Source organism: Sulfitobacter sp., assembly GCF_039977885.1.
Taxonomy (GTDB): domain Bacteria; phylum Pseudomonadota; class Alphaproteobacteria; order Rhodobacterales; family Rhodobacteraceae; genus Sulfitobacter.
Genome location: NZ_JBDWCI010000005.1, coordinates 1 through 21,707, shown reverse-complemented (window position 1 = coordinate 21,707; position 21,707 = coordinate 1). Strand labels below are relative to the sequence as shown.

General features: G+C 55.2%; 21 protein-coding genes and 2 tRNA genes. 9 read left to right on the top strand and 14 right to left on the bottom strand.

Going from position 1 to position 21,707, the window contains the following annotated elements; genetic code table 11:
- Positions 1–95: 95 nt before the first annotated feature.
- The 4 genes from ABJM03_RS02170 to ABJM03_RS02155 all read right to left on the bottom strand — a co-directional run bounded on the left by ABJM03_RS02170 (position 96) and on the right by ABJM03_RS02155 (position 3,389).
- Positions 96–614 carry a hypothetical protein gene (locus ABJM03_RS02170; protein ID WP_348415244.1) on the bottom strand — a complete coding sequence of 173 codons (519 nt, stop codon included), beginning with the start codon at positions 612–614 and terminating at the stop codon, positions 96–98.
- Between the two features lie 159 nt (positions 615–773).
- Positions 774–2,183: a type I glutamate--ammonia ligase gene (gene glnA, locus ABJM03_RS02165; RefSeq protein WP_348415243.1), complete on the bottom strand. Its 1,410-nt coding sequence runs from the start codon at positions 2,181–2,183 to the stop codon at positions 774–776.
- Between the two features lie 40 nt (positions 2,184–2,223).
- On the bottom strand, positions 2,224–2,562 hold the full coding sequence (locus ABJM03_RS02160; RefSeq protein ID WP_348415242.1) for a P-II family nitrogen regulator: 339 nt from the start codon (positions 2,560–2,562) through the stop codon (positions 2,224–2,226).
- A 305-nt stretch (positions 2,563–2,867) separates the two neighbouring features.
- Positions 2,868–3,389: a Hint domain-containing protein gene (locus ABJM03_RS02155; protein ID WP_348415241.1), complete on the bottom strand. Its 522-nt coding sequence runs from the start codon at positions 3,387–3,389 to the stop codon at positions 2,868–2,870.
- Positions 3,390–3,542: 153 nt separating this feature from the next.
- On the opposite strand from ABJM03_RS02155, the gene ABJM03_RS02150 reads away from it, so the two are divergent.
- The 3 genes from ABJM03_RS02150 to ABJM03_RS02140 all read left to right on the top strand — a co-directional run bounded on the left by ABJM03_RS02150 (position 3,543) and on the right by ABJM03_RS02140 (position 5,529).
- Positions 3,543–3,626 (top strand) — tRNA-Leu (locus ABJM03_RS02150).
- Between the two features lie 250 nt (positions 3,627–3,876).
- Positions 3,877–4,746 carry an NAD(P)-dependent oxidoreductase gene (locus tag ABJM03_RS02145; RefSeq protein WP_348415240.1) on the top strand — a complete coding sequence of 290 codons (870 nt, stop codon included), beginning with the start codon at positions 3,877–3,879 and terminating at the stop codon, positions 4,744–4,746.
- Positions 4,747–4,842: 96 nt separating this feature from the next.
- Positions 4,843–5,529 carry a 6-phosphogluconolactonase gene (locus tag ABJM03_RS02140; protein WP_348415239.1) on the top strand — a complete coding sequence of 229 codons (687 nt, stop codon included), beginning with the start codon at positions 4,843–4,845 and terminating at the stop codon, positions 5,527–5,529.
- Here the strand turns inward: ABJM03_RS02140 and ABJM03_RS02135 are convergent.
- From ABJM03_RS02135 to ABJM03_RS02105, 7 genes are all read right to left on the bottom strand, one after another.
- A complete protein-coding gene (locus tag ABJM03_RS02135) occupies positions 5,518–6,447 on the bottom strand; it encodes an AEC family transporter (RefSeq protein WP_348415238.1) in 930 nt (309 codons plus the stop codon). The two genes, ABJM03_RS02140 and ABJM03_RS02135, sit on opposite strands and share 12 nt — an antisense overlap.
- Before the next feature lie 31 nt (positions 6,448–6,478).
- Positions 6,479–7,282 carry an MBL fold metallo-hydrolase gene (locus ABJM03_RS02130; protein WP_348415237.1) on the bottom strand — a complete coding sequence of 268 codons (804 nt, stop codon included), beginning with the start codon at positions 7,280–7,282 and terminating at the stop codon, positions 6,479–6,481.
- The gene (locus tag ABJM03_RS02125; RefSeq protein WP_348415236.1) at positions 7,279–8,085 is read right to left on the bottom strand and encodes a TatD family hydrolase; all 807 of its coding nucleotides are present in this window, start codon (positions 8,083–8,085) and stop codon (positions 7,279–7,281) included. Before ABJM03_RS02125 ends, ABJM03_RS02130 begins: the two co-directional genes overlap by 4 nt.
- A gap of 19 nt (positions 8,086–8,104) precedes the next feature.
- Positions 8,105–9,250, bottom strand: a complete 1,146-nt coding sequence (locus ABJM03_RS02120) for a DNA polymerase III subunit delta' (protein ID WP_348415235.1) — start codon at positions 9,248–9,250, stop codon at positions 8,105–8,107.
- Between the two features lie 99 nt (positions 9,251–9,349).
- Positions 9,350–9,985: a dTMP kinase gene (gene tmk, locus ABJM03_RS02115; RefSeq protein ID WP_348415234.1), complete on the bottom strand. Its 636-nt coding sequence runs from the start codon at positions 9,983–9,985 to the stop codon at positions 9,350–9,352.
- Positions 9,982–11,145 carry a D-alanyl-D-alanine carboxypeptidase family protein gene (locus ABJM03_RS02110; RefSeq protein ID WP_348415233.1) on the bottom strand — a complete coding sequence of 388 codons (1,164 nt, stop codon included), beginning with the start codon at positions 11,143–11,145 and terminating at the stop codon, positions 9,982–9,984. The genes tmk and ABJM03_RS02110 overlap by 4 nt, the downstream gene beginning before the upstream one ends.
- Positions 11,146–11,163: 18 nt before the next feature.
- Positions 11,164–12,036, bottom strand: coding sequence for an SPOR domain-containing protein (locus ABJM03_RS02105; protein ID WP_348415232.1), 873 nt, complete (start codon positions 12,034–12,036; stop codon positions 11,164–11,166).
- A 201-nt stretch (positions 12,037–12,237) separates the two neighbouring features.
- Between ABJM03_RS02105 and ABJM03_RS02100 the strand changes: the two genes are divergently transcribed.
- Positions 12,238–12,327 (top strand) — tRNA-Ser (locus ABJM03_RS02100).
- Between the two features lie 730 nt (positions 12,328–13,057).
- Here the strand turns inward: ABJM03_RS02100 and ABJM03_RS02095 are convergent.
- The 3 genes from ABJM03_RS02095 to ABJM03_RS02085 all read right to left on the bottom strand — a co-directional run bounded on the left by ABJM03_RS02095 (position 13,058) and on the right by ABJM03_RS02085 (position 16,829).
- Positions 13,058–15,118 carry an AAA family ATPase gene (locus tag ABJM03_RS02095; protein WP_348415231.1) on the bottom strand — a complete coding sequence of 687 codons (2,061 nt, stop codon included), beginning with the start codon at positions 15,116–15,118 and terminating at the stop codon, positions 13,058–13,060.
- A gap of 1 nt (position 15,119) precedes the next feature.
- Complete coding sequence (locus ABJM03_RS02090; RefSeq protein WP_348415230.1) at positions 15,120–15,314, bottom strand: transcriptional regulator; 195 nt, start codon at positions 15,312–15,314, stop codon at positions 15,120–15,122.
- Between the two features lie 267 nt (positions 15,315–15,581).
- Positions 15,582–16,829, bottom strand: coding sequence for a tyrosine-type recombinase/integrase (locus tag ABJM03_RS02085; RefSeq protein WP_348415229.1), 1,248 nt, complete (start codon positions 16,827–16,829; stop codon positions 15,582–15,584).
- Positions 16,830–17,137: 308 nt separating this feature from the next.
- Between ABJM03_RS02085 and ABJM03_RS02080 the strand changes: the two genes are divergently transcribed.
- The 5 genes from ABJM03_RS02080 (at position 17,138) to ABJM03_RS02060 (ending at position 21,302) form a co-directional block, all read left to right on the top strand.
- Positions 17,138–18,313: a tyrosine-type recombinase/integrase gene (locus ABJM03_RS02080; protein ID WP_348415228.1), complete on the top strand. Its 1,176-nt coding sequence runs from the start codon at positions 17,138–17,140 to the stop codon at positions 18,311–18,313.
- A gap of 11 nt (positions 18,314–18,324) precedes the next feature.
- Positions 18,325–18,969: a hypothetical protein gene (locus tag ABJM03_RS02075; RefSeq protein WP_348415227.1), complete on the top strand. Its 645-nt coding sequence runs from the start codon at positions 18,325–18,327 to the stop codon at positions 18,967–18,969.
- A 96-nt stretch (positions 18,970–19,065) separates the two neighbouring features.
- Entirely contained in the window at positions 19,066–19,272 is a 207-nt protein-coding gene (locus ABJM03_RS02070) for a MerR family transcriptional regulator (RefSeq protein WP_348415226.1), read from the top strand.
- A 9-nt stretch (positions 19,273–19,281) separates the two neighbouring features.
- On the top strand, positions 19,282–19,692 hold the full coding sequence (locus ABJM03_RS02065) for an AlpA family phage regulatory protein (protein WP_348415225.1): 411 nt from the start codon (positions 19,282–19,284) through the stop codon (positions 19,690–19,692).
- A complete protein-coding gene (locus tag ABJM03_RS02060; protein ID WP_348415224.1) occupies positions 19,689–21,302 on the top strand; it encodes a site-specific integrase in 1,614 nt (537 codons plus the stop codon). The genes ABJM03_RS02065 and ABJM03_RS02060 overlap by 4 nt, the downstream gene beginning before the upstream one ends.
- The last annotated feature ends 405 nt before the right edge of the window (positions 21,303–21,707 follow it).

The following is a 21,707-nucleotide window of genomic DNA, read 5'->3' as shown; positions in this document are numbered from 1 at the left end:
TAGGACTGAATATGTTTACCAATCCCATAAGGTTCTGCAAAGCATTGTTTTAGGTTTGCAACTTTGCGCTTGCGGCGCGTCGGGGCTTTGCCAGCTTAATCGACGCCGTAAATTTTTTTGGCAAACTTTTCCATACCCTCAAGATTCATCGCCTTTTTCTGTTGCTCTGCAAGTTTTTGTTGCCCTTCATCACTGCCCCAATACTCGATTTCTTCATCGGTCATCGTTCCGGTATTAAAACGTAAAGAAACGCTGTTCATTAACCGGCGCGCATCGCGCTGTTCATCGTCTTTGGGGGCTCCATAAGCGATGTTCATTAACGCGGCGCTATCAGCGGCAACAGCTGTCTTTTCCTGAACCGCGGCGACCAGATCAGGGTTTTGGGATAAGTGAGCGGTGATGAAATATGCGCCCAAGGGAAGGCCTGCTAACGCGGCAATGGCGAACAAGATCAATGGAAGTTTGCGGCCTTCCTTTTTGGGACGCTTGGGGGGCTCGGTCCCGCCGCTACCACCTTGATTACTATAATCGGGTAGGTCGCGTGAGGGCGCTCCGCCGGCTTCAATCCTTTTGCTCTCTAGTCGCGAAAGTCGCTCTTCAAAACTGGTCGCCATTTTTTGTCCCTACTATCGCGCGTCTTGTTAAGGCGCGTTTCCGCAATACAATCTGGTGGCGAATTTTGACATCAATGCGGAAACTGTAGGGTCAAAATACGAAAATGGCGCATCCGTACTACGGATGCGCCATAAATTTTTCTAAGTTTATTTAATTACTTAGCAGCTGTAGTACATGCCGAATTCAACTGGGTGAGGTGTGTGCTCATACGTATGCACCTCTTCCATCTTCAGCTCAACATAGCCTTCGATCTGGTCTTTGGTGAACACATCACCGGCCAGCAGGAAGTCCATGTCTTTGCTCAGCTCGTCGAGTGCTTCGCGCAGGGAGCCGCAGACAGTCGGGATGCCGGCCAGCTCTTCTGCAGGCAGGTCATACAAGTTCTTATCCATGGCTTCGCCGGGGTCGATCTTGTTCTTGATGCCGTCAAGGCCGGCCATCAACAGAGCCGAGAAGCACAGGTATGGGTTTGCTGCCGGATCAGGGAAACGTGCCTCGACGCGCTTGGCTTTGGGGGATTCTGTCCATGGGATACGTACACAACCCGAACGGTTACGTGCAGAGTAGGCGCGCAGAACGGGTGCTTCAAAGCCCGGGATCAAACGCTTGTAGCTGTTTGTGGATGGGTTTGTGAAAGCGTTCAGTGCTTTTGCGTGGGACAGGATGCCGCCGATGAAATACAGCGCTTCTTGTGACAGGTCGGCGTATTTGTCGCCTGCGAACAATGGCTTGCCGTCTTTCCAGATGGACATGTTCACGTGCATGCCGGAACCGTTGTCGCCGTAGACTGGCTTTGGCATGAAGGTTGCGGATTTACCGTATGCATGTGCCACGTTGTGGATCACGTATTTGTATTTCTGCAGCTCGTCCGCTTGGTGCGTCAGTGAGCCAAAGATCAGGCCCAGTTCGTGCTGGCAGGACGCCACTTCGTGGTGGTGCTTGTCGACCTTCATACCCAGACGCTTCATGGTGGAGAGCATCTCGGCGCGCAGGTCTTGGGATTCGTCAGTTGGGTTGACGGGGAAGTAGCCGCCTTTGAGGCCAGGGCGGTGGCCCATGTTGCCCATCTCATAATCCGTGTCAGTGTTCCAGGACGCGTCGGATGCATCAACTTCGTAGGACACTTTGTTGATGCTGTTGGAGAACTTGACGTTGTCGAACAGGAAGAACTCGGCCTCTGGACCCATGTAGGCAACATCGCCGATGCCCGAGGACTTCAGATATGCTTCGGCTTTTTGCGCTGTACCACGTGGGTCACGCTCATAGGATTCGCCTGTGTCGGGCTCTACGATCGAGCAGTGCAGGCAGATTGTTTTCTCGGCATAGAAGGGGTCAACATATGCTGTGGACGCATCGGGCATCAGTTTCATGTCGGATGCTTCAATGGATTTCCAGCCAGCGATGGAGGAACCATCGAACATAAAGCCTTCTTCGAGGAAGTCTTCGTCAACCAGATCGTTGACGATTGTGACGTGCTGCAACTTACCGCGTGTATCGGTGAAACGGATGTCGACGTATTCGATGTCCTCGTCTTTGATCCGTTTGATCAGGTCTGCATTAGCGCTCATGGCGTTGTCCTTTTACTTTTTCGAATGGTCACGGAAAGGGTTACAGCGCGTCCGAGCCGGTTTCACCGGTGCGGATGCGAATTGTTTGTTCGATGGGAGAGACAAAGATCTTGCCGTCACCGATCTTCTCGGTTTTGGCAGCATTCACAATGGCTTCGATCGCGGCATCGACTTGATCATCGTCCAGAACAATCTCGACTTTGACCTTGGGAAGGAAATCCACAACGTATTCAGCGCCGCGGTAAAGTTCGGTATGTCCTTTTTGACGGCCAAAGCCTTTGACTTCGATGACAGAAAGGCCCTGAACGCCAACGTCCTGAAGGGCTTCCTTCACCTCGTCGAGCTTGAACGGCTTAATGATCGCTTCGATCTTTTTCATGATTGCTCCCTCGGCTTTGCAACACAGTGTTTTCACCCGCTTTTGAGAGAATCCATATGTGGCATGACAGTGGTACGGTGCTGGCGGTGAAATTAATACCCTTAGATTAATAAATGGGCGGTTAGGTCAAATAATGATCGAAATGAAAATTAATATTAAGCCTTTGAACACGGGTTGCGGGGGTCACAAAAAGCAATGGCGCGCCGGTTAGATGGGGCGCGCCAAAAAGGCAGGGGATTCTCGATAGTGGTTTAGGCCTCTGGCTCCACCCTCGAATAAGTCCCGTTGGGTCAGGGGCAGGGGGCTTAAGCGGCGTGCAGAACCTGGCCGCGGGCGCGTGCCCCGTCGGCAGTGCTCACTTCGAGCCCGTCGGCATAAAGGATATGCGGCGCGTCACAGAAGATCTGGATCAAGGTTTGCTCTTGCATGCCGAGGTCGCGAATAAATTCGCCATCCACGAGCGTGCGTGCAGCCACCAATGCGCGGTCCGCGCTGAACATCGCCTGCGCGCGCCAGTCACGAACGAGGCACATCTGGTCACCGGCCAGTGTAACATCCCGTTCGGGGCGCGTGTGGCCCAAGGATCCTGCCGCCAATGCGATAGAGTGGACCAGACGCGTCGAGCGCTGGATATGCTGAATGCGGCTGATGCCGCTGTCGCGTGTAATGACTTTGTCCCCGACACTTACGAATTCAACGGGCATTTCCCCATCGAGTGTCAGCAGAGTTGCACCTTGTAGCAACCCGGTATCACGGGAAGCATAAGGCGCGTATTGGCCCGTTTGCGAATTGTTTCCGCCTACGCGCATGACCGTATTCGGTTTCATGGTGCGTCTCACTTATAATCTAACCTACCTCAGGTTATCTCGACAATATGACAAGAAAATGTTCATGTCGCGTGCTTTTTTGGTCTCGCCTCTTTGATTGCGTTTTGTTAGTGACTTGTGTGTCGGGTTCGCAACGTGTGCAATCCGGCCTGTGCGGGTGTGGCGGAATTGGTAGACGCACCAGATTTAGGTTCTGGCGCCTATGGCGTGGGGGTTCGAGTCCCTTCACCCGCACCATTTTGAATTCATTGAATATTTTGTGTGTATTGTGTCCGGCCGCTGCGCTGATGCCCGAAGTGTCGACATCCGCTTTGACCAGCCATCACATATGGCGCACCGAGATGATCCTTGGCCTGATGAATAATGTAAAGCGCAAGCACAGACTTGCGCGCATCCGTTTAATAAGCGCCGAACAGCTCGTGCAGCCCGCGTAGACGGGAAAACCCGTTTGCGTTATGTGCTACCACAACAACCGGAGGCAGGGCAGGTGGGTACAAAAGTATTGGTTCTGGGTAGCTCAGGCCGCATTGGCACGATGCTGCGCCCTGTTTGGGATACTGAGACCTGCGGCCGAGAGATTGAATTCACCTATCAGACACGGCGGCCTGATCCGGAACATGTGTCGGATGTTGTGTGGAGTCTGGAGGGGCCGGCCCCCGCGCAACTGCGTGAAGCAGGGCCATTTGATGTTCTGCTTGTGCTCAGCGGTGTTGTTCCGCGTGCAGGCGCAAAGCTTGAGCAAAATGTGGCCATTGGTCTGAACAGCCTTGAGGCGGCCAAGGCGCTGGGGGCAAAAACGGTTATTCTGGCCTCCAGTTCGGCGGTTTACGGGATGCAAAGCGACAGCCCATATCATGAGGATGATTGCCCTGCGCCTGCCAATGATTATGGCCGCGCCAAATACGAGATGGAACAACGCTGCGCCGTTCATGCGCGTGAGCTGGGCTTGATGTTGTGCTGTTTGCGCATCGGGAATGTGGCGGGGGCGGATGCGCTGCTTGGCAATGGTGCGGCGCTGAAGTCGGGCGAGAGGTTGCGCATTGACAGTTTCGATGGTGGGGCCACGCCGCTGCGCTCCTATATCGGGCCGCACACTTTGGCCAAGGTCCTGTGTGAACTGGCTCAGAACCACAAAACGCTGCCGGACGTCCTGAATATCGGAGTATCAAATCCGGTAGAAATGGCGGCCCTTGCACAGGCCGCAGGGATGGCGTTTGATCTGGTACCCGCCATGGGCAGTGCCCATCAATATATCACATTGGATTGCGCAGCTCTGGCCAGGCTGTATTCTTTCAACGCCACCGACAGCGATCCCGCGCAGATGGTTGCGCAATGGCGCAGCCTGCGGAACGATTGAACGCAAACGACGTTGCCCCCATGAACGTGCCGCCGTAATGTGAGCGCAAACATCCTATGTGGCGCATCGCGCCAGACCGATTGAAAGGCTAATTCTATGGTAGATATCCAAACCCTTCCCGATGCCGAAGCGCTTGCTGTGGCTGCTGCTGCCTTCATGGGGGATGCCCTGTCAGCGGCCTGTGATATCTCACCGGGCAAGCGGGTCAGCTGGGTCGTGCCGGGTGGCCGCACTCCGCGCGCGATTTTGCCGCTGGTGTTGGCGCGCGATGATATTGACTGGGACCGCGTTTATACAGTGGCAAGTGACGAACGGCTGGTACCTGTCGAAGATGCAGCTTCGACCGAGGGCATGCTACGCGGGCTTTTCGCCGATGCAGGCCGTCCGTGCCATTACATCAGCTTTGGCACCGATCTGGCCCCGAATGCGGCTCTTGCTACTTGGACTGCGGGCCTTGATACGATGGCATGGCCGCCTGCGGTGGCTTTCCTCGGTGTGGGGGACGATTCCCATACGGCGTCGATTTTCCCCGACCGGATCGAGGCGCGCGATGACAGCATTTTTGCCGCTGCCGTGCCCGAGACACCGCCAAATGTTGCTCCGCGCCTGACGCTGGGGCTCAAGGCGATCAAGGACTGTTTGCAAATCCTGATGCTGGCAAACACGCCGGAAAAAGTGGCGCAGCTGGCGCTTTCGATGGCACCGGACGCAGACCCGAACGAGCTGCCGGTGGCGGCCGTATTGCGGATGCCGCAATCGGTGGTGATGTGCCTACCCGAGTAAAGCCAGCCACATCCAGACTGTCAGGATAGAGGCAGCGGTTGCAATCAAGGCGGAAGACGCGGCAATGCGTCTTGCGCGCCCATATATATTGGCAAAAATATATGCGTTAAATCCTGGTGCCATGGCTGCCGTCAGAACACCGGAATGGAACAAATCGCTTGGCACGCCAAAACCCTTGCCCATGCCCCAGACAATCGCGGGATGAATAAGGAGCGACAGGGCACAAACCATGGCGATGGCTTTCATATCACCCTCGGGCTTGTGCTGGATCAGCACGCCGCCCAATGCAAACAGGGCGGCGGGCAAGGCTGCCCGCACGATGAGCGATACAGCATCGTCGATCACCAGCGGCAAGGCCACGCCGCTGAGATTGACCGCAAAGCCCAACATGATCCCGATCACCAGTGGATTATGGAACATCGCATTGATGATCGAACGCGCCAGCGCGGCTTTGCTTTTGCCGCGGTTGCGCACGAATTCCATTACCGCGATCCCTAGGCCGTAGCAGAACGGTGAATGCATGGCGATGATCATATAGTTCCCCGCCAACCCGTCGGGACCAAAGGCGCGCTCGGATATCGGCAGGCCCAACAGGACCGTGTTGGAAAACAGCGCGCAAAAGCCGATGACAACACAATCCTCCCAGTCGCGTTTGAAAAAGAACCGCGCACCAAGGATGCCGAGCGTGAAACAGACGGCTGCCGCTGTGTAGAAACTGATCAGCAATGGCGCATCAAAGGCCGAGCTGAGGTCAAGCTTCGAGATCGCCTGAAACAGCAAGCAGGGCACAGCAAAACTTTGGGCGAAACGCAGGACACCGTCCACACCTGCGACCGGAAACAGCCCGCGCCACACGGCAAAATAGCCCGAACCGATGACCAGAAAAACCGGAAGGATAACGTCAAGAAGGGTCTGCATATAAAATCCGGTTTTGAAAGGGGGCGGGGGACTATTCTAGATCGAACTCAATCTGCATCCCGTCATAGGCAGGGTGGATGTGTTCAGGTGTTTCGGCATCAAGCGTGGCATAGTCGAGATCAGTGTGGAGATTGGTCAGCACCGCCTGCGCAGGGCGTGTTTTTTCGATCCATTCAAGGGTCTGTGCCAAATGGCTATGTGTTGGGTGTGGTTCGCGGCGCAATGAGTCCACGATCCAGCATTTCAGCCCTTCAACTATGGGCCAGATATCCTCGGGAATGGTCTGTACATCAGGTAGATAGGCCACATCGTTCACGCGAAATCCAAGGGCATTTATGCTCCCATGGGGGACCTCGAACGGGGTGAACCGCAAGGGGCCGCCGGGGCCGTCAATCTCGACATCACCATCCATCAGGTTCATTTCGAGGATGGGCGGATACATTGATCCTTCGGGCTGAACAAAGGCATAGCCAAAGCGTTCCATCAGCGACGCGCGGGTGGGGGCATCGGCCCAAACCGGCAGGCGCGCGCGCATGTTGATGACGATCATGCGCAGGTCATCAATCCCGTGAACATGGTCCGCATGGGCATGTGTGTATAGCACCGCGTCCAGGCGGCTGGTACCGGCATCCAGCAGTTGCGCGCGCATGTCGGGTGACGTGTCAATCAGAACGCTTGTCGTGCCGTTCGAGCCGATCCGCTCGACCAGTGCAGAACAACGACGCCGCGCATTGCGCGGCTCATTCGGGTCACATGCGCCCCATTCGCCGCCCAGCCGTGGCACGCCACCCGATGAGCCGCAGCCAAGGATGGTGATGCGCATCACATCGCTCATGCAGGGGCCTCATAGGCGGCAACCTTGGTGAACAGGCGTTCGAAATTGGCCTCGGACTGGGCGGCGAAGGTGGCGTAATCCACGCCAAAGGTTTCTGCCGCACGACGGGCCGTATAGGCGGTAAAGGCGGGTTCATTGCGTTTGCCGCGGTGGGGCGGCGGCGCAAGGTAGGGGCTGTCGGTTTCTACCAGAACGCGCTCCAGCGGGGCGCTCGCGAAAATATCACGCAAATCGTTGCTTTTGGGAAATGCGGTGATGCCCGACATGCTGAGGTAAAACCCCAAATCCAGCGCGGCACGGGCCAGTTCCGGCGAAGAAGAGAAACAATGCATCACGCAGGTATATGCGCCTTTGGCGTGCTCTTCGCGCAGGATGGCGGCCATATCCTCATCCGCATCGCGGCTATGGATGATAAGTGGCAGGCCGGTTTCGCGCGCGGCGGCGATATGGATGCGCAGGCTCTCTTGCTGCACCTGTGCGCTTTCGGCGGTGTAGTGGTAATCAAGGCCGGTCTCACCGATGCCGACCATTTTGGGGTGCTGCGCGATCTCGATCAACTGCTCAAGCGTTGCCATCGGCTCGGAGGCGACGGACATCGGATGGGTGCCGGCAGCATAGAAAACCGGCGCATGTGCTTCGGCGATGGCGCGCACGGCTGCTTCGTTTTTGAGCTTGGTGCAGATGGTGACCATGCGGGCCACACCGGCCTCCTGCGCGCGGGCGATAACATCGGGCAATTCCTCGATAAGTTCGGGAAAGTCCAGGTGGCAGTGGCTGTCGGTGATCTGTGGTGTGTCGGTCATGGGGGCTCCGTCGGGGCGCTCAGCGGGGTGCCGCGTCTGCCATTTTACGCAAGGTATCTAGAACCAGTGCGGCAGGGTCAAGGTTGACCGAGATACCGTGGCGCGCGCGGCTGCTGATCTCGGCTGCGAGGTCTGCCCAGATACGGGCCTGATACGGATCAGGTGACAGGCGGGCAAGAATTTCGGCTTCTTGTGGTGCGGCTTGCGGGGCGGGGGGCGTGCCCATGGCACCGGTGCGCGCGAGCCTGCTCAGCAGCAGATCAATCAAGGTGAACAACAGGTCGCGCTTGGCCTCGCCACCGCGCGCGGCGGCGAGCTCGGCCAGTTTGAGCGCGCGCCCGCGGTCCATACGGGGCAGGGTCCCCATCAAGGCCACCAAGTCGGCATAAAGTGCCGCACCACCCAAAAGCGATAGCCGCATGGCGCCGCCAACCGATCCCCCCGAAAGCGCCGCAAGCGCATCGGCATTGGCGGCTTGTACATCGGCCTGCGCCATGGCTTCGGCAACTTCGGCAGGTTCAAGCGTGCGCAAACTTAACGTGCGGCAACGCGAGCGGATTGTGGGCAACAGGCCCGATGGCTGGTGCGACAACAGCAGAAAATAGGTCCGCGCAGGCGGTTCTTCGAGCATTTTGAGCAACGCATTAGAGGCGTTCGGGTTCATCAAATCCGCATCATCCACGATCACCACGCGACGCCCACCTTCGGTCGCGCTCATATGAATAAAGCTGTTCAGCACGCGAATTTCATCTACGCGGATAACGGCGGAATATTTCTTTTCTGCAAAATTCTTGGCGCGATCAGAATCCGTGCTGCCCTTGCCGCCCAGACGCACCAGATGCACGCCCGGCTCGGCACCAGCCAAAATGCGGTGCGACACAGGGTGGTCGGGCGAAATTTCGAGGGTGTCGGGCAGATCGGGCGCAAACATGCTGTTCTCATCCGCGGCAGGGGTGGCCAGCAAAAAGCGGGCGATTTTCCATGCCAGCGTGGCCTTTCCTACGCCGCGAGGGCCGGTGATCAGCCACGCATGATGCAGTTTGCCCGAATTGAACGCCGCAACAAATGCATTTTCTGCGGCCTGCTGTCCGATCAGATGCGGCGTTTCACGCGGATGCGGCGCGCCGGTCAGACGTTCTGGTTGGGGAGGGGTATCATCGCTCATACCAGCGGTTTAGCGGGGATCGGGCGGGTTTGAAATGCCCCGCGTAAGGGGAAGCAACTTTTAGGAAAATTCCGGCGTGTTTTCGGGCGTGGGCAGGTTTTAAGCCCGTTTCGCAAGCTCGGTCTCTATCGCTGTGCGGATATCTTTGGCAACGCTGTCTACATCGCGCGCCCCGTCGATCACGCGGAAACGGGCGCTGAATTCTGTTGCCAGCGCCAGAAAACCCGCGCGCATGGCAGTTTGCAGATCGGCTCCGAAGTCTTCGAACCGCTCCTCGATGCCCTGTCGGGCCTTGGCGCGGCTCAACCCCTCGACGGGATCCATATCAATCAGAACCGTCACATCGGGTTCTACCCCGATCATAAGGTCATGCAACGTGTCCACAGTATTGCGCAGATTGCCACGGCTCAGGCCCTGATACATGCGGGTGCTATCGGCAAATCGATCACAGATTACCACTTTGCCCGCGCTCAGGGCGGGGCGGATCAACCGCTCCAGATGATCGCGGCGCGCAGCGGTGAACAGCAACAGTTCGGTCTCGGCGGACCAGCGGTCAGGATCGCCTTGCAGCACGAGCGCGCGGATTTCTTCAGCGCCGTCAGAACCGCCCGGTTCGCGGGTGACAATCACATCGCGGCCCTGCGCGCGCAGGTGTTCGGCCAACAAGGCCACCTGCGTGGATTTGCCAGAGCCGTCTATGCCTTCAAAGCTGATGAACAAGCCGCTGGCGCTCACGAAGCTTCGGGCGCCGGCGCTTTGTCACTCAGGCGAGAGGCAAGGTTCATGGCCGCAGCCATCACACGGTCCATAAAGCCATGGCTTGCGACATCACTGTCCGCAACCAGCGGCACGCGCTTTTCCGGTAGGCCTTCGGGGCTTATAATCAGTTCGCCAATTTGATCGCCCTTGGCAATCGGCGCTTTCACAGGGCCTTGATAAACGACCTCTGTTTTCAAAGGCGTGAGCGGTGTCACTGGCAACAGCAGTGAGATATCCTCGGCCAGTTCAAGACCCACAGTCCGCTCGGCCCCAATAGAGACGTCAGCCTGCGCGATGTGTTGACCCGCTGTGCCCAGCGTTGTCTCGGCGAACTGACGGAAGGCCCAGTTGGTCACGGCCTCGGATTCGCGTGCACGTGCTTGGGTCGAATCCATGCCCGACAGGACAAATATAATCCGCCGGTCGCCCTGTATGGCCGAACCGACAAGCCCGTAACCTGCCTCTTGAGTGTGGCCGGTTTTTAGCCCGTCGGCCCCAATACCCAAACCCAAAAGCGGGTTCCGGTTGAAGCGGTTTGAGGATTCCTGTGGATCAAACAGGAATTCTTTTTGCGCAAACATCGGATAGTACTGTGGGTAATCCTTGATCAGTTTGGTCGCGACAAGGCCCAGATCGCGCATCGACATCCGGTGGTTCGTTGCAGGCCACCCGTTGGAGTTGGCAAATGTGGAATTTGTCATGCCCAATTGCTGGGCGCGTTGCGTCATCTGTTGGGCAAAACGGGTTTCGGTGCCGGCAAGGGCTTCGGCAATGACGACACAGGCATCATTTCCCGACAGCACGATAATACCGCGAATTAGGTCCTCGACCTTGACCCGCTCGCCGGCCTTGAGAAACATGGTCGAGCCGCCATAGGCCTGCGCGGCTTCCGAGACGGGTAGTTCCTGATCCAGATCCAGAATGCCGTTATCAATCGCCTCAAAGGCCATATACAGCGTCATCAACTTGGACATTGATGCAGGCGGCAAGGGCTGATCGGCGTTTTTGGCCATCAACACGGTGCCGCTGTTATAATCCAGAACATAGGCCGCTCTGGCACCGGTTTCAAACGCCTGCGCGCTCACCGAGGAGGCAAGGAGGGCAACCGCCCCAAGGGTGAGTTTCAATCCGCGCATGTCAGGCACCTCTATGAGTTAGCTGGAAACAGCATAGGCGTCGGTAAAGCCTTCTGCTTTGATGGTCGACAAAATCTTGGCACGTTCCGCGCTGGTGGCGGCGGGGCCAACAACCACACGCCAGAACGTCTTGCCGCTGATGGTACTTTTCTTGATTGTAGGAGACAATCCAGCGCCGCGCATTTGCTTGGCCGCGCGCTCTGCGTTTTCTTCGATGCTGAAAATACCGATCTGGATAAAGGGTTTGGACAGGCTTGTGCTTTGAACGGGCGGCTTTGGTGCCGGTGCGGGGGTCGGTTTTGCGACCGGCGCTGCTGCCGCTGCTGTTGCCGCAGTACTGGCGGCGGCGGGAGGCAGCGGCGTTGCGCTGACTTCCGGTGCGGGTTCGACACTTGGGCCTGGCTGTGGGGCGGCGGCTTCGGCGGGCTCTTCAACCTTGCGCAAGGCTGTTACGTTCAATTTGGTCGGGGCTCCGGCAAGAATGCCAAGCGAGGCCGCCGCATCTGACGAGATCTGCAAGCTAGGGCCGGGGATGTCGCGTTCGCGGCGGAACAAGGCGCCGACGACGAATTGCCCGTTAGCCTGATTGCGAATGATGACCCGCTCGGGGTCGGTTACATCCGGATGAGCCACCCAGACACCGCCCAAGCTGGGCCGCCCGTCCCAGAGCCCTTCGTCCGTGACCGAAAACACCTCGGGGGCTTCGATGTCGCGTTCGACCGTCGGGCCCGCAGGGGCAGGGGCGCTTGCGGTGGCACTATTCGCACCCAGAGAGGGCAGTGCAAATTTACCCTGATCATCGCAGCCGGCCAAAACCCCTGCGACCAGAATTGTTGTCGCAACGCCGCGCAGTTTTCTGCGTGCCCGACCTTGCATCTTGAGACTGCCCATATTCCCTCGTCCTTGCCTGTGTGCATGCCTGTTTTCAGGACATGGCTTATGGCCCCTTTGCGGAGCATTTGGCGTAGTCTAGCCTGCGATCACCCCGCCAGACAAGAGATCGCTCACCACATCGGCAGATTTCCCCACAGCAGCGCGTGAATTTTGCCCGATTGCAGAATCGTTTTGACCGATTTAGGAACACCCCACAGCGGAGGTTTGGCAGAGTGGTCGATTGCACCGGTCTTGAAAACCGACGGGCGTGAGAGCGTCCCCAGGGTTCGAATCCCTGAGCCTCCGCCAGTATTTTTGTAACTCGTTGTTTTTGTTAAGTTAATGGGTGCATGATTTTCTTACCCCCCATCTTATCCGCCAATAGACCCGTTCTTGCCTGTGGGGTGCAGTCCTTTTCCTGCGCATTGGTAATGTCGAGGTATCTATGTGCGCCATATTTTCAGGCTAAGGGGCTAGCTTTGTGGTCTAAAATGGCCTTTACTGTTTTGGTCGGCTCTTATGCTGGCGCTAATGTTTTTAAAAAGCACTATGGTATCATTTGATGACTACTTATGAAGTTGAGGCAAATTATTTTTCCGAGCATCCAATTGCAGTTTTTGACTGTCCATGTGGTCAACGGCACAAACATGGCTTGCCCAGTGAGGTTAATAAACCTGAGCACCGCGTAGCAAGTTGTGTAGATAAGTCTCTCCATCCGAATGGTTATTATATTGTGTGGAAAGGCGTTGTGGCTAAGAATTCGCCACCCAAAAAGATTAATTAATATTCTCTGCAGTCAATGAGTTATTTGCAGCGCTGTACTTGTGTGAGCACCTGAAAGCAGGTTGCGATGTGCTGTTAATTCCCGCATCAGGGAAAATTCAAACATTTAGCCCAGCGCTGGGCGTTGTTCTTAAAGGGTGCGCCAGCCGCTCAAGGGCGGCGCATCTCTTGGGGGGTATAAGGGGGGAGAGGTGTGCAGGGGAGATGTAAAGGGGGTGCGCAGTAGATGCACCCCCAGTTGTAGGCGAGTTGTTCGCTAGTTGGGGGAGAGGTGTTCCTCGCACCTGACTTCGACAAGCTGCTTCGAGCGTTTGCCTTCTATGTTCTTGATTTTTCCTTGCGCAAATAGATTATTCATCGCTCTTTTAAACATCGCTTTCGTAATGTCTTCACTGCTTGGGTCTTCAGCAAATTGCCTTGGTGCATAGTTGGACCCAGAGGATGAATTGAGGTCACGGCCTTGTTCTGCAAATTTACGTATCAACGCCATAAATACCCGTTCAGCCTTTTGTGTCTCCGCCTTTTTATCCAGAGGTGTCTCTCCAGCCCTCGCGGAAAAGACGCCATTATCCCAAAATAGTTTAGTCGATGCACCAAGAGGGCCGTAGTTGTTCTTCATATTAGTGAGGATGCGGCCATTGGGATCGATATGTCCATCGCTGTCCTTTTCATGTGTAAGGTATAGCCGCGAGCGCACCGAGCCGTTCCAAGCTGTTGATCCACTATCGCCGCGCCCTGTTTCCATGCCTGACTTGGATGGGTGAGCCAGCAACACTACGGCACAGTCATACGTAATCGCTAGTGACTTCAGCATCCCAATAAACTGCCGAACCTTAGCGCGGTCATTCTCATTAGCGGGGTACATGTCTGCAAGGGTGTCGAGCACAACCACCTTGGGGGAGAACCTCAAAAGCTCCCTCGTTATCTTGTCGTAGAGGGGTGACGCAGAAAGGGGTGCGGCTGCTGCACCTTCGACTGCGAGCAGCGCATCTTCGCCCGCTAGTGAGCAAATGCGTAGTTGTGAAAGGTCATTAAAGCTGCATTTTTCAGCGGCAACAATGTCCTCTAAGCGACGGTGCATTTCGTCTTGTTCGTCTTCAGCACCAAAGTATAGAGCGCTTCCATTCATAATGGGGCGTCCCAGCCAAGTCTGGAGAGGTTTTTCCTCACGCAACGCAACTGCTGTCGCAAGCTGCATGGCGATCAGAGATTTGCCCGTCCCGCCATCACCTGTGAACAATGTCACTTGGCGATCAGGTATCATATCCTCAACGATCCATTTTCTATCTGGCGCGACTGTGCCTTCAAAGTCTGCTACGCTGACTGTCAGAGAGGGCGTCTCAGCGTTGAGTGCTGCTTTTACGCCCCCTAAGCCTTCACGGGTGTGCACGTCGTTCCAGTCGCCGCTTTGGGGGTATATGGCTATGCCTGCAACTGCTGCTGCCGCTTCGTCGCCTTTCAGCTTTCCAACGCCATGCGCATCAGCATCGCCAGCAATGATTATCTCACAGATTGGCCATTTGTTCCGTATCTTCTCTGCTACGGCCTTTAGATTGCCCGCACTAAAGGCGATTGCGACTGGCAAGCCTGTTGCTTGGCGGATGCTTGCCCCTGTGGCAAAGCCCTCACAGACGACCCATTTGCTGAAGTTGTCGTCTTTTGTGCTGAGATCGCAATACCCACCAGCAACTCTCCCGCCAGACAGAAACCGCTTGCTACCATCGGCTTTGATGAATTGCAGGCTCGCAATATTGCCTCCCACCTTAATGGGAATGATCAGATCGCCGTTGGAAAAGCGTGCGCAGTGTATGTCTATTTTCTTGCGATCAAGGTACGCGCAATGACCTGCTTTTTCTGCGTTGTCCCAAATGCTTTGGGCTTTGGTCTTGGCTTCAGCTTGCCTTTCTTCGCGTGCGCGATCCTGTGTTGCTCTCTGATATTCCCTTCTTTCTGCCAATATTTCGCGCTGGGGGTCGGTTAGCGTCGCTCCTGCACCGCTGTGCCATGCAGTGACGGTATCGCCTGACTTCCAGTTTTGGAACCAACCAAAGGCGAAGCCATCACTCGCATAATCAAGCATATAGGCTCCATTGTTACTGCCCTTGTGATCTCCGACTATATCAAAGCGGTGTAGTAAATTGTCTGCTATCGGGTGCTTGCCCTGTGGGGCGCAACCTGCCGCTTTCATGGCGTCTAAGAATTCAAGCTCGCGGTCATTTTGACTTGCAGGGGTGGGATTGATATACTCAAGGTTACTAAAAATAACTTTCTGAGCGTCATTGGTTTGCCCACCAGTGGCGTTCTTTTCATTTTCCATTTTACTGAGCGCCTCCCTGTCCAGCAATCCAAGCCGCAAGTGCCGCTTCGGACCAGTAACGACGCGAGCGAATTCGGGCAGGTTTGGGAAAGCCTGCTTCTAGGTCCTGCTCTAAGCGCCAAAGCGTCATGTCAGAAATGCCGCCCAGCAGGGCGCGAACGTCTTTTGACGTTAGCTGTTGTAGTTCGTCGGTCAAAACTTGACCTCCTTATCAAAAATGTGCTAAGGAGATTTCAGACTGCTTGAATAGCGGGTCTAATCTGAATTCAGCCCTCTCTGTGCGCCAACACAGCGGGGGCTTTTTCCTTTGGCGTCGCACGTTAATCGCCAAGTGTAGTATAACACACTATATCAAACTCTGCATTTGAGCGGCGCTATAAAAATAAGGCACTTCAGGCGGTGTGGCAATATGTCGCACCGATAGTATTTGCATTTTTTTTGAAAATGTGAATGCAAAAACGAATCACTTACCTTGTAGGAATTGCCCCCAATCCGACATCATAGCCCTTCTTTTTTCGAGCTGATCGCCGCGACGGTAGGCGCGTTCAACGTCCGACCCGACAGAGTGAGCAAGGCTAATTTCAGCCATTGCGCTGGGGTAGTCGGTTAGCTCTGCGGCCCAATCTCGAAAAGTGCTGCGTATGCCGTGTGGTACAGCGGGACGTCCTGACCGTTGGTCTAGATAAAGCGCGCCACCCGCTGCCTCATGTATGCGCTTCATACAGGCGCTTAAGGCTGCGTCTGACAACATGCCGCCGCGCTGGGCGGGGAACACATAGTTAGTCCCGTCTTGCTTTGTGAGGCCGCTTAGAAGTCCTCTCATAGCATTTGTGAGGGGGATGCGATGCTCTTTGTTTGCTTTCATGCGTTGGGCGGGTAGCGTGATTGTGCCGCCTTTCAGGTCTACTTCTTCCCATGTAAGGCCGCGTACTTCGCCAGAGCGCATACCTGTCAGCGCGAGTAGTTCAAGCGCTCGCGTTGCTGTGCCTGATCGAGCGCGCAAGTCGCAGAACCACTGTGTGGCGTCTGCTAATGAAAGCGCAGGTTGATTAACTGTCTTCGCGATCTTTGAGGGCTTGGGTAGGGCGGTGTCTAGGTTGCCTTTCCAGCGTGCAGGATTGTCGCCGCTGCGATAGCCTTGCACGGTGGCGTATGCCAACACGTTTTCAATCCGCCCTCTGAGCCTAGACGCTGTCTCAGTCTTGGCGTGCCAAATCGGTTCTAGTGTGCTCTGAATGTGTTGCACGGTAATATCTGAGATGGGCATATTGCCTAGCGAGGGCAGGGCGTATCTGTCTAAAGTGGCTCGCCACTGCTTGCGATGTTTGGAATTGTCAAATTCTGCCAGCTTCCCTTTGAGGTATTGCTCCATCACGGTGCAGAAAAGTATACCCTGACTTGTGAGCGCTTCACGGGCCTCTTTGCGGGCCTGCACGGGATCAATCCCTTGCCGTATCTGCTCCAACACTTCTAAGGCCTTAGTTTTTGCTAGCGCCACCCCAACTGCTGGATAGCCGCCCAAGCCGATCTCAGGCCTACGGCTTCCGATTTTGGTGCGTAGAAACCAACTTTTAGAGCCGCTCTTTGTGACTTGCATGTATAACCCTGCAACGATCCCTGTCGGGTAGCTAGTGGGGCGATCTCCATGCGCAGGGTTGTGCGCCAAGTTCTTAAACTGTGAGTTTGGGATTGTTTTTGCAATCTTGGGCATTCTTATCCGCCATCCTATCCGCCATAAAATACGTTATTAGATGGTAGTGAATGTTATGCCTTGATGCAAATAAGTGTCTAATTCTCTGATATATATGGATATATTATATATCAAGCTATATCCAAGCATACCAAAAGGGCCGCCTGAGCCTCCGCCAGATCCCCTTCTTCATCGCTTTGATTTGTTCGCCTTGAGTGGCCTTTTTATATTGTTTGCATGAACTTAGCGCCTGTCTTCGCTTGCCTTGAGTTTCTTTCGATAGTGTCTATATTCGTTCCTTGAGTGGTACGGAATGTGGTATTTTTTGAATGGCCCTGTCTGGTAAATTGACGAAGAAGCTGGTCGAGAATCTTGGCGCTGGGCGTCATGGGGACGGTAACGGCCTTTATCTCGTGGTAGATCCATCAGGTGCACGCCGTTGGATCGTGCGCGTGGTCGTCAAAGGCCAGAAAAATAAAAAAGGGGCACCGCTGCGTACTGACTTTGGCCTTGGGGGCGCTGATATTGTTCCGTTGAACCAAGCACGCGAGCGGGCGCTGGAATATCGCCGGATGGCCAAGCAAGGATTAAATCCACGTTTTAACGCCCGTCGAGAGGTGCCAACCTTCGAAGAGGTGGCGCAGCAGGTTCATATTGACCGGATGCCCACGTGGAAAAATGCCAAACACGGCCAACAATGGATCAATACGTTGCGTGACTATGCCTTCCCAAAAATCGGGCGCATGCCGATCGACAGCATTGACCAGCCCGAGGTGATGATGTGCCTTGCGCCGATTTGGACCGAGAAACACGAGACCGCAAAGCGTTTGGCGCAAAGGATCAAGACTGTATTGGACGTCGCGCGTTCAAAAGGATTTCGCACTGGCGAGAACCCGGTCACTGCGATCAAGGATGCAGGAGCCTTGCCAAGGGTCAAAGCAAAGGTGAAGCATCACAGGGCGATGGGCTGGCAGGATGTTCCAAAATTCTATGCGGATTTGCGAACACGCAAAGCGATGGCCGCAAAAGCCTTAATGTTCACCTGTCTGACGGGATCAAGAACAGGGGAAGTCCTGGGACTAAGGTGGGAAGAGATCGATTTCGAGACGCAGCTTTGGACGTGTCCAGCGGATCGCATGAAGACCGGCGAGGCCCATCGCGTACCGCTGACGGATGAGATGCTCTCGATCATTGAGCCCCTAAAGGAGCTAAGGTCTGATTTTGTGTTCGAAGGCCAAAAGCGCCACAGACCTTTGTCCAATATGTCGATGCTCATGCTTTTGCGCCGGATGGATGTGGAGGGGGTCACAGTTCACGGCTTTCGATCCACGTTTCGCGATTGGGCGTCCGAGGTTGCCAATGTGCCGCGCGAAGTTGCTGAGAAGAGTTTGGCGCACTCGGTCGGGTCTGATGTGGAGCGCGCCTACGCCCGTTCTGACCTGCTGGACAAACGACGTGCATTGATGCGGGATTGGTCTCAATACGTCGCAAACACGTCCATCTAGGAGCCGCGTCGATGGAAACGGTGCTTATTAGCGATACGCAGGTTCAGTTCATCGAGATGTTTAGGATTGCGCTGAGCGCGCCTGACAACCGACAACGACTTCGCGCGATTTCCAATCTGAAACAGGAAGTGGCGACACAAGTAGACGAGCTGATCGTGGATGGACGCAGCGAAGAGTGGATGTCCGCCAACGCGGAGTTTTTCAGGCGTAGCATGCTTGAGGCTCCGGCACGTCGCGCGGCTGCCGCTGAGTTTTCTCAGATTGAGCGTGAGTATGAAGGAAGTCGGGGGCGGGAGAAAAAGCTCAATATCGCTGAACACATTGGGATGCGGGTATTACTTACGATCAAAGAGGGAAAGTTCGAGGGTCTTCAAACCGAGATCGGGATACTAGAGCAAGTACGCCACTTCTCACAGCAGGAAAAGATTTTCGGCGCGCGCGATCACGACACCCTTAGGAAGATTTGGGGAACCTACCGTGGTGTTGTTCATTTGGGGATGGCGATGGACTTATTTGGGGACAGCGCGCTTCAATCATTTGATATGCTCTTTCTCGCTGAACAAATCCGCATGGAATTGAGCCGTCACTCTCCGAGGAGTTCGAATAAGCCCTACGTGGACGATCGTGAACAAATTTCATTTGTTGCTAGTCAATGACTTAGGGTCCCCGATTTAGAGATCGGGGCTGCCTGGCATTCCTGACCTGAGCGTATCCATTCGTTGAAACTCGCTGCAACGAAAGGAAAGCAGAACGTGTCCAATCTCTTCGAAAATAACCGCAACTATGTCTTGGGCGATCCCGAACTTAACATCATCGGAGACCGCGAAAAGCTGGCGCAATGGCGTCACAAGATGAAAGGCCCGGCGTTCTACCGATTGGGCCGCAAGATCATCTATCGCGGATCCGACCTGAACGCATGGGTGGCGATAAATCGCGTCGACCCGTCTCAGAACGCGTGAGGTGTAGAAATGCCGAAAAAGATACGCCAAACGCGCGAAAACCTCGATCTTTTTGCTATTGCCGGACTACCTCAGCAAACTTTCCGCCGGAACGGGAATTTGAAGCCTGCGCCTCCGAAAGCAAAGCCTAGTCGCAAAAAGCAGCAGAAAGCTACTTCTGCAAACCCGGTCAATGAAGCGCCAAGTGAGCGTTATCTGCGAGACGCGGAGGTAGCGCACCGTTACGGCGTCGGCCGCCAGACAGTGTGGCGCTGGGCGGCGAAGGGGGCACTGCCGGAGCCTATCAAGCTCTCGGTGAGTGTCACGCGCTGGCGACTGTCAGACCTAGTCACCCACGAGAATTCTTTGCCGAAGGGGGCCAAAGGGAAAGTGGTCCGAACGAACCGTTTGAAAACTGGCAATGCGGGAGGTCAGAAATGAGCCGCTCTTACCGGAAAATTCGTCCACAGCACGCCAAGGTTTATTCGGTTGTCGAAGTTCAAGCGCTTTTCGGCGTGCATCGCAATACAGTTTCAAACTGGGTGGGCTCAGGCTTAGACCCGTCGGATGGGTCGCTGCCTCAACTCTTTCGTGGGGCCGAACTCAAGCGCTTTCATACGGAACGAGCAGAGCGTACGCGTCGCAATCTGCGGCAGGGAGAGTTCAAATGTGTTGCGTGCGGAAATGCGGTTTTTCCCGACCTCAGCACTATCTCGTTCCCACGCAAGGAAGGTCGCGCTAGCTTGGTCCAAGCGACGTGCTGCGACTGCGGGGCGACTATGCTAAAGTTACTGGGTGCGACGGAGTGCGACAAAGTTGAAGAATGCCTGAATACAAACACGCCGCTGGCGCTCATAGACGAAAGCCAAGTGGACTCTTCGGCTGGTATTGGGAAGGAAGCGGGTTCTCGGGGAGTGAAATGGTTCACTATCAACGATCGGGTGGTTCATGAATGGCAAGTTTTCGCAGGCAAATATGACCCAAAAACAGTGCAAGCGCATCTGGTCAGCATCCGCGACTTTGAAGCCTTCTTGGAAGGTATTCAGTTCAGCAAGGTGAAGCCGAAGCACGCCGGACAATATCGTGATCACCTGGTTCGCCTGCTGGCCCAGTCGAAGGACAAAGGCGGTCTCAGCAATTCCACTGTTCGTCACCGAGCTTCGCACCTTAAAGCATTCTTCCAATGGCTTCATGGGCAGGAGGGCTACCGCCGCTTAAGTTCTAGCATACCGGACTACTTTGCCCTCCCTCGCAGCGCTTCATCTCCGCAGTCAAAGGAGCGGCGTAAAGAGTACCCAACGCTCAGCGAGGCGTGGCGCATGATTGAGATGATGCCCGAAAAGAGTGTGATCCAACGCCGTGATCGCGCAATCGTTGCCTTTGCCTTTATTTCGGGCTTCAGGGCAGCAGCTCTTTCCGCGCTTCGGATCAAGCACGTTGACTTTGACAGCCGATCTGTTTTGCAAGATGCAAGGGAAGTTCCAGCCAAGAACGGCAAGACTTATCGCGCTAAGTGGTTTCCGCGGACGGGAGCGTTTCAAGAGATTTTCTTGTCTTGGGTGAGGGAATTGCAAGACCTCGGGTTTCAACCCCACTGTGCCCTGTTTCCAGATGGCAGACAACTCGTGGCGCGGACGCCGAGCGATACTCCGGTCGAGCCTTTGGCATCGAGCAAGCCCTTGCAAGATGCCTTTGCAAAGGCGTCAGAGCGAGTTGGCAAAGCTTACACGCCGCATTCCGCGCGACACACTCTAAAAGCACTGGGCGCTCAGATGTGCCGTTCACATCAGCAGCGCAAAGCCTGGTCGATGAATCTCGGTCATTCGGACGAGCAGATCACAGAAAAGCACTACGCCAAGATGTCCCAATCTCAGAGCGGCGAGCTAATGGAGGATTTGTGCTCCGACTTGGTCTTCACAGAAGAGGAAAACGAATTAATCATCGACTTTTACCAGCACCGCCTCATTCGTGGCACACTGGAATATGCCGAGGCGAAAAGACTCGCGGAAAAGCGCGATAAGGCACGAGGAGATGACGATCTACTTGAATAATCCCTCGACGAGTTAAAGCCTGCAACTCTTGTCGGTGGCTTTATCGTGCTAGTGCTACGCTCGCAGCAGCTATCCTGTCTGATGCATCGCACCAACGTATTGCCGATGTTAATCAACGTTCGGTTTGGATCGTTCGCTTTAATCGACATAAGGGGCGGAAAGTGTGAATTCGCCGCTCTGCAGAGAGGATTTTGCGAAATCGCCTAAGCGGACCATGAAAACCAATAATTCTGGTCCGCCCGCCTTCGCGACAGTCCAAAAGGAGTGAGCTACCCCCCGAAATTCGGACACTGACGTAAGCTGCGATTTGTAGTCTGCTGATCTTCAACACGAAGGAGATCAGGAATGTCGAAACGGAAGCAACATCATCCAGAATTCAAGGCCAAGGTGGCGTTGGAAGCGCTG